This is a genomic window from Colwellia sp. BRX10-1 (genome assembly GCF_014077545.1).
Taxonomy (GTDB): Bacteria; Pseudomonadota; Gammaproteobacteria; order Enterobacterales; family Alteromonadaceae; genus Colwellia_A.
In genome coordinates this window covers 117,160-129,731 of the sequence record NZ_JACGWC010000008.1, presented here as the reverse complement: position 1 = coordinate 129,731, position 12,572 = coordinate 117,160, and the positions used below count along the sequence as shown (strand labels likewise).

Sequence of the window (12,572 nt, the reverse complement as noted above, 5' to 3'; positions counted from 1 at the left end):
AATACCACCTATTGGCGTTATTCATCACTCTATTACTATTAATTATTCCGCGAGAACGCTAAAGCGTATTAAAAATTTATGACTATTTATTCGCGATCTATGTGCCTGAGTAAGTACAGACATAAAAAACCAGTGGCTGTACCACTGGTTAACCTGAGTATTATAAACCTCCAAGTAAGCTTCGTAAACAATATGGCTATAATTACAAATAACTATGTTGTATATATAGCCATTATTTATTCTAACCAACCTTTGTCAATTGTTAATGAAAACAATAAAGGCGAAAAAGATTTGTATTTTTCATCATTTGACGGACACTTTGCATTCTCTATATAATGCGCTTTCCATGGATCATTGATTAGCCAAATTTTATTTTTCGCTACTGCAACGCCTTCTAATGAGGTGTTACCGATAGGCTCCCAATCACTGCATTCATTATTTTCAGCACTCACTGGCGCTAAAAAATTCATCGCAATAATTTTTGTTGGTTGTTTCTTTGCCAAATCGATAATCCATAATTGATCATCATTCCTAGCTGCAGCAACGATATAACCAGGGTGATTATCCTTCGATAGATAGTCCATACCATTTATAGGGTGCCCACCCTGACTAAATGTCGGTAATAGAACTTCGGTATCAATTACCGGAGCAAATTCATCAGTCGCCCAAAAATTTTCGCCTAACACCAACGAAAAAATACGCGCCAAACCCTGACTGTCTTTTTCTAAACCAAGGTATAAAGTGTTGTCCTGACCAAAAGCTAGTCCCTCGATACCATCATTAGAAAAGTCACCCACGTTATAACTTGCGTCAAATTGTAAGGGTCTAACATGCGTCATTGATAATATATTATTATCATCAAGCGCTAATCTCACAATAAGTGTGGGGTATGTTGTCGAACCGGTATTTTGAAAACGCTGCTGACATGCCGATGAAAGTTCATCGCCATTACGGGCGTCTTCGGTCACTATAATGAAAACTTTATCATTGTTAGGGTCAACCGCTAAAGCTTCAAAATCAGGCTCACCTGCTAGATACGAGGAAAAGCAGCTGGACTTTACCTGGCTAGACATGGTCATGAGCATTGATTTTTCTTCTACTAATCCACTCGTGGGCTCAATAATATGTAATTGTTTCTGCTGAGACTTATCAGCTGAACCATCAGAGAGCGTCAGTAACTTGCCGCGCCATAGCTTTAACGCGGAGGTTTGTGGATCGAACATAACTTGCTGATCAGCTTCTACCAGCCACTTTCCCTTTAAAGTCACTTGCTGATGAATGTTATCATCAGCAAGTACAGTAAAAGCAGAGAGATAGATAGCTATAAAGGGTAGCAGCTTCATTAACAACTCAACCTGTAATTATTTTAAAAGGTGTAATATATTGGTAAGGTCAGATTTGCCTTCAGCAATTTCTTCTTGTGTTAATCCTGACAATTCATGTGGAAATACCAACCATTCATCAGACTCGTGAACATAGTAGTCTGGTTTGATATCAACCACGTTATTGGTTGGCTTATACCAAGGACAAGCAATGCGAACATCTGTTGGCATATTATTACGCGCTAATTTTTTAAGTTGTTTTATTAATGCATCAATACTGCGGCCTGAATCAAAAACATCATCAACAATTAATAAGCCATCAGTTGCATTGGCATTTTCGATAATGTAATGCAAACCATGCACTTTGATTTCTTTACTTTGTTGGTTAATGCCGTAGTAAGAAGAAGTACGGACAGCGATATGATCTGTTTCAATATTTTTAAAATCAAAATACTCCTGAACAGCAATACCAACAGGTGCTCCACCACGCCATATGCCTATGATAAATTGTGGACGAAAACCATCTTCAAAGACTTTTGCGGCCAGTCTAAAAGAATCTTCTAGTAATTCTTGTGCGGTGATAAATTTTTTATTCATAGTGGTTGTTTCTTACTGTAAAAGTAGTGTAATGTGGCGAATTATATCAATTCTTGACCGAATGGTTAAGTAAATTATTCAGTGAATTAACGTTTATTATTTACCTGTACTCAAAAAACTTGAGTTTAACTAAGAGAAGTATTAATGCAAAAAACAATATTAACAACTGCTAGTTTACTATTTAGCTTAATGTATGTTTCACCAAGTTACTCTCAAGAACTAAAAGTAGCTTCATGGAATATCGCTTGGTTAGGTTCTCATGAGTATAATAAACGAAAATCAGATGATTATCAGCAATTAGCCGTCTATGCTAAACAACTTGATGCCGATGTGATTGCTTTACAAGAAGTTGAAGATGAAAATTGGGCAAAAATGGTCTTCGGTAACGAATACGATTTTTATTTTTCAACTAAAGATTGGGTACAGCGTGTTGGTGTTGCCGTTAAAAAATCAGCGGGCTTAACAGTGGTTGCCAAAGAATATAAAGCATTAAATGTTACCCGTGTCAGACATGGTATGGACTTAACCTTATCTCGAGATGGTAAACAAATCAGGTTACTTGCCGTACATTTAAAGTCTGGTTGTTTTGCTTTGCCACTTGATAGCAAATATCTTGCAGCGATGCCAAGTAGTACAGATAAAGAATTAAGACTAAAAGAAGCCTGCACTACATTAAGTATGCAAATAGACCCACTTGAACGTTGGGTAGATGAACGAGCTAAAGATAATGAAGCCTTTATTGTACTTGGCGATTTTAACCGCAGGTTCTCACAAGATGTAAGTCATCAATATGCCGAAGACCAAGGTTTATGGCAAGCACTTGACGATGAAGGCAATGAAGCACTTTGGACACCAACAATGACTAAAGAGTCTGCTTGTTGGGGCGGCTACTACAAAGATTATATCGACCATATTGTTTTTAACCCTAGCGCTAAAAACATGTATATTGAAAACTCTTTTGAACAATTAGTTTTCAAAGAAAAATATACTCGTGAGCTTGCTAATACATTAACAGACCATTGCCCTATTTCGGTTAAAGTACAGCTTTAAACATTTAATAAGGATTTTGAGCTAGAATAGACGACAGACATAAACCGTTGCTAGTGATAACTAGCAACACTTTATATTATCAGGACAATAGACCCACATGTATAACAAGCAACTGCCACTTATAGACCTTCACCGACATTTAGACGGAAACATTCGACCTAAAACTGTTTGGCAATTAGCTCAGAAAAATAATATTGATTTACCTGAAACTAATTTCGAAGACTTTTTACCTCATATTAAAATTACTGATAATGAAGCCGACCTGCTCGCTTTTTTAAAGAAGTTAGATTGGGGCGTGCAAGTACTCTCTTCATTAGATGATGTTATTCGCATCGGTTATGAAAATGTTGAAGATGCTTATCTGGCTAATATTGATTATGCCGAATTACGTTTTTCACCTTTTTATATGGCAATGACCCATAAACTTCCTATTGAAGGTGTTGTGGAAGCGATTATTGAAGGCGTTAACCAAGGCCGTAAAAAGTATCCGACCAAAATAAATTTAATTGGTATTTTGAGCCGTACTTTTGGAGTAGACAATTGTGAAACTGAGCTCAACGCCCTTTTAGCCCATAAAGATAATATTGTTGCACTTGATTTAGCGGGAGACGAATATAATTTTCCTGGTAGCCTTTTTGAAAGTCACTTTAAGAAAGCATCACATGCGGGTTTGCAAGTAACCGTGCATGCGGGTGAAGCAGCTGGACCAGAAAGCGTTTGGCATGCTATAGAAAAATTGGGAGCGACTAGAATTGGTCATGGTGTCGCTTGTGTAAAAGATCAAAAGCTAATGGACTACATGCTTAAACATAACATTGGTCTTGAGTCTTGCCTGACGTCAAATTATCAAACAGGTACGATAAAAGATTTAAGTCAGCACCCAGTAAAAACTTTTTTAGCAAATGGCCTTAATGTTTGTTTAAATACCGATGATCCTGCAGTTGAGAATATTGAGCTTGAAGATGAATTTAACCTTGCCAGTAACTTACTTAAACTCAGTGAAGCACAAATAACGCAATTACAAAGCAATGCCATTGAAATGAGTTTTTTAAGCCATGATGAAAAACAAACATTACGCCAATTAAAACTATAGCGTAAAGATAATATTGCTATCAATCACACTGCGATTATAAATTTTATGGGTTGTTGTTAACCTTAATGATTAATAGGTAATTGATCGTTACAGTACTTAGTATTATTATACCCATATTAACTTTTAGGCGACTTTTAAATAGTCGCCATAAACATTTTTTTCAGTAAAAAACCCTTGATAGCAGTTTGATCCCATCAGGTCTGGCTAGAAACTTACTGAGTTACACTTAAAAACTAAAGGATAACTCTTATGCCAACTCCACATATTGAAGCTCAAGCAGGCGACTTTGCAAAAACTGTATTAATGCCGGGCGACCCACTTCGCGCTAAATATATTGCCGATAATTTCTTAGAAAATGTTAAATGCGTTACACGTGTTCGAAACATGTTTGGCTACACGGGCACCTATAAAGGCAAGCCTATCTCAGTAATGGGTTCTGGAATGGGGATCCCTAGCGTTTCAATATACGCGACTGAATTATACAAAGACTACGGCGTTGAAAGTATTATTCGTATTGGTTCTTGTGGCGCTGTTCGTGATGACATTAAAGTACGTGATATTGTTATTGGTATGGCAGCAAGTACCGACTCTAACGTTAACAGACAGCGTTTTCATGGCGTTGATTTTGCCGCATGTGCAGACTTTTCATTGTTAAAGAGTGTTGTAGATACGGCTGAACGTTTAAATAAACCTGTGCGCGTTGGTAATATTTTTACGGCGGATTTATTTTATACTCCGCAGCCTGAAATGTTTGCCACCATGGAAAAGTATGGAATTTTAGCGGTAGAAATGGAAGCTGCTGGCCTTTATGGCGTTGCAGCAGAATACGGTAAAAAAGCTTTAACGGTATTAACCGTGAGCGATCATATTAAAACTGGTGAACAAACTACCGCAGATGAGCGCGAAACCACCTTTAAAGACATGATGGAATTAACCTTAGAAAGTATTCTATAACGTTATATTCGTTCATTCTGAATATAAAAAAGGGGTTAGCATTTTTGCTAACCCCTTTTTTTATAATCATTATTTACACGAATAACAGCTTTTTAATCAAAGCCACATCGCTACTTATTGTTAAAGTTAAGCTCAGTCAGAAAGCTGGTGCCGTAATCCATTTTATCAACATTAAACATTTCAGCTATGGTTTGCCCTAAATCAGCAAAAGTTGTTCGTTTACCTAAATTTACCGAAGCAATATTGTGATGATAAGCCAATACTGGCACATACTCACGGGTATGGTCGCTACCTGGCCACGTTGGGTCACATCCGTGGTCAGCGGTTAAAAACAGCACATCATTATCGGTCATCGCATTGAGAACTTCAGGGATGCGCAGATCGAAGGCTTCAAGTTCTTGTGCATAGCCAACCGGGTTACGTCTATGGCCAAAATCTTGGTCGAAATTAACCAAATTAGTAAATATTAACGAATTATCTGCTGCACTATTAAGATGTTTAATACTGGCATCGAGCAAAGCATCTAAGCCCGTCGCTTTGGTTTTTTCGCTAATACCTTGATGGGCAAAAATGTCAGCAATTTTACCAACACTGATCACATGCGTACCGGCATCAAAAATTTTATCTAGCACGGTTGGTGCTGGTGGTAATACCGAATAATCGCGGCGGTTACCTGTTCGAGAAAAATTGTCTGGGTTGTCACCGATAAAAGGTCTGGCAATAACTCGCCCTATATTAAGGCCTTCAAGTTCTGTTCTTACTGTTTCGCAATACTTATAAAGATTGTCTAGACCAAAATGTTCTTCATGTGCGGCAACCTGAAAAACACTATCTGCTGAGGTATAACAAATAGGTAAGCCAGTTTTGATATGCTCTTGTCCTAACTTTTCTAAGATAACCGTACCTGAGGCATGACAATTGCCTAGCATATCGCTAAAGCCAGTGGCTTTGTTAACTTTATCTATTAGGTCAACCGGAAAGGCTTCTTCTTTATTGGTGAAATATCCCCAGTCAAAGAGAACCGGCACACCTGCCATTTCCCAATGACCACTTGGGGTATCTTTACCTGTGCTTATCTCTTGTGCGTAGCCATAAGCCCCTTTTTGAGGTTCACCGCCTTGCTGTGGAAAATCGGTATTTGACGCCTCATGGCAAGCTTGAAATAAGCCTAAACTTGCCAAATTAGGTAAGTTTATCGCTTTGCCTGTCTCTGCATAATATGCTTTAGCGAGGTTAGCAAGGGTATTTGCACCTACATCACCAAACTCAGCTGCATCAGCAGAGTAACCGATACCAAAACTGTCTATTACTAAAACTATTGCGCGGGCCATACCATTTCCTTTATGATCTTTTTTCAATATATATTCATAAATAGCAGAATAAAACATGACCACATGGTCAAGTTGTGCTAATTTACCATCTTTTGAAAATGGGGTAAATGATGCTTTAAAATATACGCGAATAAAGTAACGTATTTTTGATCATTTAACCGTAAAAGTATAAAATTAGCGTTAATTACTATCACTTTATCACTAATGATAGGATTAAAACCATTTCTGAAGCTGAATTATCGACAGGCATAAACAATTGAACGCAAATAAACCGACAATCATTACAATCACAGGTCCTTCTGCATCGGGTAAAACCCTTTTTGCGCATACTATTCACGACGAACTTATCGATGAATTAGGTGAAGACGGTATTTCTATTCTAAGTGAAGACGCCTACTATCGCGATCAATCTCATTTGTCGATGTCTGAACGTGAACAAACAAACTATGATAATCCCAGTGCCTTTGAACATGACTTGTTAACTGAGCACTTAAAAAATATCACTGAAAATAAATCTATCGACGTGCCTATTTACTGTTATAAAACGCATACACGTTTAAATGAAACACGGGTATTTACACCAACGAAGATTGTGCTTGTTGAAGGTATTTTACTGCTTTCAAACAAAGCACTTAGAGATCAGTTTGATATAAAAGTCTACATGGACACGCCACTTGATATTTGTTTAGTTCGACGAATTAAACGTGATTTAACCGAGCGAAATAGAAGTGTTGAGTCTGTAACAAATCAATACTTAGAAACGGTTAGACCTATGTATTATCAATTTATTGAACCCTCTAAAGCTTGGGCTGATATAGTGATCACACGAGGCGGAAAAAACAGAATGGCGATTGAAGTACTTAAAGCAAAAATTCGTCAACTGTCAAAATTACCACTACAAAAATAACAATAACAATAACAATAAAAAATATTAAGGGGTATGTATGGATTTTGCCGCATTTAGAGGGGTAATAGGCATATTTGTTTTATTAGCCATTGCCTATGGAATTTCTAAAAGTAGAAAAGACATTAATTTTCGTACGGTAGGTTTTGCATTTTTACTGCAACTATTACTTGGTGCGTTTGTTTTATATGTCCCCTTTGGCAAAGACGTATTGACCACGATTACTTCAAGTGTTCAAAGTGTTATTGATAGTGCCAAGGTCGGTATTAACTTCCTCTTTGGTGGCTTAGGCACAGACGCTATGTACGAGAATGGTGTTGGTTTTGTCTTTGCTGTACGTGTTTTACCTAATATTATTTTCTTTTCTTCATTAATCGCCGTACTTTATTATCTTGGCATTATGCAGTGGGTTATTAAAATTATTGGTGGTAGTTTACAAAAACTGTTAAAAACCAGTAAACCCGAGTCACTATCAGCGACTGCCAATATCTTTGTTGGTCAAACAGAAGCCCCCTTAGTTGTTCGACCTTACATTGCTAAAATGACTCAGTCTGAACTATTTGCCATTATGGTTGGTGGCTTAGCCTCTGTTGCTGGTTCTATTATGGCGGGTTATGCGGGTTTAGGCATAGAGCTTAAATACCTAATAGCGGCGTCGTTTATGGCGGCACCGGGTGGCTTACTGATGGCTAAAATTATTTGCCCTGAAACAGAGCCTGAAAAAATTGTTCAAGACTCGATAGACTTTGATGAAGGCGATGAAAAGCCTGCTAATGTTATTGATGCTGCTGCATCTGGCGCGGCATCTGGATTAAAACTAGCGGTGAATGTGGGTGCGATGCTATTAGCTTTTATTGCTTTAATTGCTCTCCTCAATACCATTGTTGGCGGTATTAGTGGTTTATTCGGCTACGATAATATTACCATCGAACTTATTTTAGGCTACGTGTTTGCTCCCTTCGCTTTCATTATTGGTGTACCGGTTAATGAAATGCTACAAGCAGGTAGTTTTATCGGCCAAAAAGTTGTGGTCAATGAATTTTTTGCTTATGTTAATTTTGTTGAAATTAAAGATACACTTTCTCCGGTAACCCAAGCCATCGTCACCTTTGCATTGTGCGGCTTTGCTAACTTATCTTCCATCGCAATTTTGTTAGGTGGTATTGGTTCAATGGCGCCTAGTCGCCGACGTGATATCGCACGACTTGGTATGCACGCAATGTTAGCGGCAACCTTAGCTAATTTAATGAGCGCAGCTATTGCTGGCGTATTCATTTCTTTATAAATAATTGATAGGAAAATAAACGTTATGTCTGACCTTAAAGCCATCGCTCAACGCGCACTTTCGTTAATTGATTTGACAAGTTTAACCGATAGCGAAACAGAAGAAGAAATTATAGCCTTGTGTCAACAAGCAAATTCTATCGGTGGCGTCACTGCTGCTATCTGTATTTTTCCTCGCTTTGTGCCTTTGGCAAAAAAGACGTTAAAAGCGCAACAAACACCACAGATAAAAATTGCTACCGTCACTAACTTCCCGCACGGTAATGATGATATAGATATCGCATTAGCTGAAACACAAGCCGCTGTCGCATACGGCGCCGACGAAGTCGATTTAGTTTTTCCTTACCGAGCACTAATGGAAGGTAATGAAGCGATTGGTTTTGATATGGTCAAAGTGTGTAAACAAGCTTGTGGTGAATTTGCTAAGTTGAAGGTGATTATTGAAACGGGTGAGCTTAAATCACCTGCGTTGATTGAACATGCCAGTGAAATTGCTATTAATGCCGGTGCTGACTTTATCAAAACCTCAACGGGGAAAGTTGCGGTAAATGCAACACCAGAAGCCGCAAAAATAATGCTTGAAGTGATAAAAAACAAAAATATCAATGTCGGTTTTAAACCCGCAGGTGGTGTTAAAAACGCAGAAGATGCAGCCGTTTATCTTGCTTTAGCCGATAGTATCTTAGGCAGTGAGTGGGCTGATAATAACCACTTTCGCTTTGGTGCAAGTAGCTTACTTAACAGTTTACTTGACACACTAGGACACAGCACAGAAAATACCTCAGCAACTAACTACTGATCTCCTTTGATAAAGAAGTAACTCATGGCACAACTGTATTTTTATTATTCATCAATGAATGCGGGTAAATCTACTCATTTGCTGCAATCGTCTTATAATTATCGAGAGCGCGGCTTAACTACCGCAATTTATACGGCGCAAATTGATGACAGATTCGCCAAAGGCAAAGTCGCTTCGCGCTTAGGTATAGACGCAGATGCTTTCTTATTTGATGATAGCATCAATATGTTTACTGAAATAAAAGATAAACATCAAGCCGCTAAAATAGATTGCGTACTGATTGATGAAGCACAGTTTTTGTCAACTGAACAAGTTAAGCAGTTAACGGATGTTGTCGATCTCTTACATATTCCCGTGTTAGCCTACGGAATAAGAACTGACTTTCTTGGTGAAACTTTTTCAGGCAGCGCTGCCCTTCTTGCTTGGGCCGATAAGTTAGTCGAATTAAAAACAATTTGCCATTGTGGCCGCAAAGCTAATTTTGTTATCAGACAAGATGAAAATGGTGTACCTGTAAAAGTAGGTCAACAAGTAGAAGTTGGCGGCAATGAACGTTATGAGCCATTATGCAGAGCCCATTTTAAACAGTTGGTCTGGTAAACATCTAGATTAAAGCACTTATTGCTAACAATATATTCAGCTAAATTTCCTCTATACCTTTAAAAAACAAGGAATATTCCATGTCAGTTTTTGAAAGCTCTCATCCTCTGGTTAAACACAAAGTCAGTTTACTACGCGATAATAATATTTCAGTTAAAGCCTTTCGAGAATTAACCAAAGAGATATCAATGTTATTAACGGTTGAGGCCACTCAACACCTTAGTATTAAAAATATCCCATTAACTTGTTGGTCTGGCGAAATTTCAGTGCCAACTCTTGCTGATAAACAACCCACACTGGTACCCATTCTACGTGCCGGTTTAGGTATGCTTGAAGGCTCACTGTCAATACTGCCATGTGCAAAAATAAGTGTTGTCGGTATACAACGTAATGAAGACACATTAGCGCCAGAAAGTTATTACGAGAATATTATCTCTGATATAGAAAGTCGAACAGCGATTATTATTGATCCTATGCTAGCGACTGGCGGCACAGCATTAGCAACCATAGATCTATTAAAGGCATCGGGATGTAAAACAATCATTGCACTATTTTTGGTCGCTGCCCCTGAAGGTATAAAATTGCTTGAGGATGCTCATCCGGATGTCACGTTAACGATTGGTGTGATAGATGAGAAACTTAACGAACAAGGTTATATTTTACCGGGTCTGGGCGATGCCGGTGATAAAATCTTTGGTACGCTGTAATTAATGCGACTTGCTTAAACTAATCACTTTTTTAATAAGTGATTAGTTAGCAAGATATTACCTATATCGGCATTGTTTATAACGGCCTTATTTAATAAATAACCGGTGGTAATTCAGGACTTTCTTCAGAATAAGTGATCGCTTGTTTAAATTGCTCTGCGGCTAACAGCGCTGAATTTTCGTCTTTGGCGTGTACACGAGCGATGACTTCACCACTATTAACCTGAACCCCAAGCGGTAAAATTCTATCGAAGCCAACACTGTGATTAACTTTTTGTTTTGGCGCAGTTCTTCCGCCGCCTAATCCCACCACTGACATACCAATATCTCGAGTGTTCATTTGAGCTAAATAGCCATGTTGACTGGCTTTAACTTCCATAATAATGGCCGCTTTATTCATTGAGCCCCATGGGTTTTCAACAAAATCTTTTGGCCCGCCTAACGCCGCTATCATCCGCTCAAATATTTCAGCTGCTTGACCTGAATGAAGGGCTTTGTCAATTTTAAGGTAAGCGGTTTGCTCATCGCTGGCTAAGCCCGAATTCACAAGCATCGCACAGGCTAATGTTTTAACGACTTTATGTAAACGAGGTTCGCGTTGTTTACCCGTCAGATATTTAGCGGTTTCATACATTTCAATGGCATTACCGGCACTGGTGCCTAATACCTGATTCATGTCAGTAATGATCGCTTGAGTATTAACCCCTGCACCATTGGCGACACTAGAAATACTATCGGCAAGCGCTTTAGCATCTTCAAGAGATGACATCATCGCGCCATTACCCACTTTGACATCCATCACTAAAGTATCAAGACCTGCCGCAAGTTTTTTAGATAAAATTGAAGCGGTTATCAGTGGAATAGATTCAACCGTCGCGGTCACATCACGAATACCATAAAGGCGTTTATCTGCTGGCGCTAAATTATCTGTTTGAGAAATAATGGCTACGCCCACGTCTTTAACAATACGCTTAAACTCGCTAATTGTTGGTTCTACATTAAAACCGGCAATACTTTCTAATTTATCTGATGTACCTCCGGTATGCCCTAACCCTCTACCTGAGATCATTGGCACATAAGCGCCACACGCAGAAACAATAGCAGCTAACATAAAGCTGACTTTATCACCTACGCCACCCGTAGAGTGTTTATCAACGATAGGGGCATCATAGCCCTCCCAAGAGAGCACATCACCCGAGTTCATCATGGCGGTGGTGAGCGTTACTTTTTCTTCAACCGATAATCCTTGCTGAAAAATTGCCATCGCCATTGCACCGACTTGGCTGTCAGAAAAGCTACCATCAACTAAACCATTAACAAAATCGTGAATTTGGCTTTGATTGAGAATTTTACCATCGCGCTTAGTGCGAATAATTTCTTGGGGTAATATCATTGATGGATATCCTTAAATGTCCAATAAATATTTTGGCGTAAAAGCATCAGGTAAAAGCTCAGCGACACTCCACACTTGTTGTTTGTCTTTGTGATTAAACGCTATCACAGGTGCTGATTGTTCAAAAAATTCAGCAATAACCTGTCGGCAAGCGCCACACGGAGGTGTCATTTTTTCTTGCTCGGTATATATAACGATCATTTGAAAACTTTGCTCACCCTTTATCACGGCATGGCTTATGCAATTTCGTTCTGCACAGACAGTTAAACCGTAAGAGGCATTTTCAACATTACACCCTTGGACAATCGTACCGGAAGTGGTTAAAGCCGCAGCACCGACATGAAACTTACTATAAGGCGCATAAGCTTTTAAATAAGCTTCTTTAGCGGCTACTTTTAATTCTGCAGGTATTTCTATGGTATTTTTATTCATTATTGTAAAAATTCAAGAGTAATGTAGACCTGTGAGAATACCATAGCTGACCAAGTGGTCAAGTAATGCATTTAAGGTATCACTTATCAGGCTAATTTTTTTGTAA

Annotated in this window: 13 protein-coding genes; 8 read left to right on the top strand and 5 right to left on the bottom strand. The window is 38.6% G+C overall.

The window, feature by feature from the left end; all coding sequences use genetic code 11:
- Positions 1-236 precede the first annotated feature (236 nt).
- Positions 237-1,343, bottom strand: a complete 1,107-nt coding sequence (locus tag H4J75_RS09195) for a hypothetical protein (RefSeq protein WP_182221941.1) — start codon at positions 1,341-1,343, stop codon at positions 237-239.
- A gap of 18 nt (positions 1,344-1,361) precedes the next feature.
- The gene (locus tag H4J75_RS09190) at positions 1,362-1,919 is read right to left on the bottom strand and encodes a phosphoribosyltransferase (protein WP_146800083.1); all 558 of its coding nucleotides are present in this window, start codon (positions 1,917-1,919) and stop codon (positions 1,362-1,364) included.
- Between the two features lie 144 nt (positions 1,920-2,063).
- Here H4J75_RS09190 and H4J75_RS09185 point away from each other — a divergent pair, with 144 nt between their 5' ends.
- From H4J75_RS09185 to deoD, 3 genes are all read left to right on the top strand, one after another.
- On the top strand, positions 2,064-2,969 hold the full coding sequence (locus H4J75_RS09185) for an endonuclease/exonuclease/phosphatase family protein (RefSeq protein ID WP_182221940.1): 906 nt from the start codon (positions 2,064-2,066) through the stop codon (positions 2,967-2,969).
- Between the two features lie 97 nt (positions 2,970-3,066).
- Positions 3,067-4,062, top strand: coding sequence for an adenosine deaminase (gene add, locus H4J75_RS09180; protein ID WP_182221939.1), 996 nt, complete (start codon positions 3,067-3,069; stop codon positions 4,060-4,062).
- 249 nt (positions 4,063-4,311) lie between these two features.
- The gene (deoD, locus tag H4J75_RS09175; protein ID WP_146800086.1) at positions 4,312-5,016 is read left to right on the top strand and encodes a purine-nucleoside phosphorylase; all 705 of its coding nucleotides are present in this window, start codon (positions 4,312-4,314) and stop codon (positions 5,014-5,016) included.
- A gap of 110 nt (positions 5,017-5,126) precedes the next feature.
- Here deoD and H4J75_RS09170 read toward each other — a convergent pair whose 3' ends face one another.
- Positions 5,127-6,347: a phosphopentomutase gene (locus H4J75_RS09170; protein ID WP_182221938.1), complete on the bottom strand. Its 1,221-nt coding sequence runs from the start codon at positions 6,345-6,347 to the stop codon at positions 5,127-5,129.
- Between the two features lie 256 nt (positions 6,348-6,603).
- Between H4J75_RS09170 and udk the strand changes: the two genes are divergently transcribed.
- The 5 genes from udk to upp all read left to right on the top strand — a co-directional run bounded on the left by udk (position 6,604) and on the right by upp (position 10,641).
- Positions 6,604-7,254, top strand: coding sequence for a uridine kinase (gene udk, locus H4J75_RS09165; protein WP_070373568.1), 651 nt, complete (start codon positions 6,604-6,606; stop codon positions 7,252-7,254).
- A gap of 37 nt (positions 7,255-7,291) precedes the next feature.
- Entirely contained in the window at positions 7,292-8,536 is a 1,245-nt protein-coding gene (locus tag H4J75_RS09160) for a NupC/NupG family nucleoside CNT transporter (RefSeq protein ID WP_182215181.1), read from the top strand.
- Between the two features lie 24 nt (positions 8,537-8,560).
- On the top strand, positions 8,561-9,334 hold the full coding sequence (deoC, locus tag H4J75_RS09155) for a deoxyribose-phosphate aldolase (RefSeq protein WP_182215182.1): 774 nt from the start codon (positions 8,561-8,563) through the stop codon (positions 9,332-9,334).
- A 24-nt stretch (positions 9,335-9,358) separates the two neighbouring features.
- The gene (locus H4J75_RS09150) at positions 9,359-9,934 is read left to right on the top strand and encodes a thymidine kinase (RefSeq protein ID WP_070373565.1); all 576 of its coding nucleotides are present in this window, start codon (positions 9,359-9,361) and stop codon (positions 9,932-9,934) included.
- Positions 9,935-10,014: 80 nt separating this feature from the next.
- A complete protein-coding gene (gene upp / locus H4J75_RS09145) occupies positions 10,015-10,641 on the top strand; it encodes a uracil phosphoribosyltransferase (RefSeq protein WP_182221937.1) in 627 nt (208 codons plus the stop codon).
- 91 nt (positions 10,642-10,732) lie between these two features.
- On the opposite strand, the gene deoA is transcribed toward upp, so the two are convergent.
- Positions 10,733-12,034 carry a thymidine phosphorylase gene (gene deoA / locus H4J75_RS09140; protein WP_182221936.1) on the bottom strand — a complete coding sequence of 434 codons (1,302 nt, stop codon included), beginning with the start codon at positions 12,032-12,034 and terminating at the stop codon, positions 10,733-10,735.
- A 12-nt stretch (positions 12,035-12,046) separates the two neighbouring features.
- Entirely contained in the window at positions 12,047-12,466 is a 420-nt protein-coding gene (locus H4J75_RS09135; protein ID WP_070373562.1) for a cytidine deaminase, read from the bottom strand.
- Positions 12,467-12,572 lie beyond the last annotated feature (106 nt).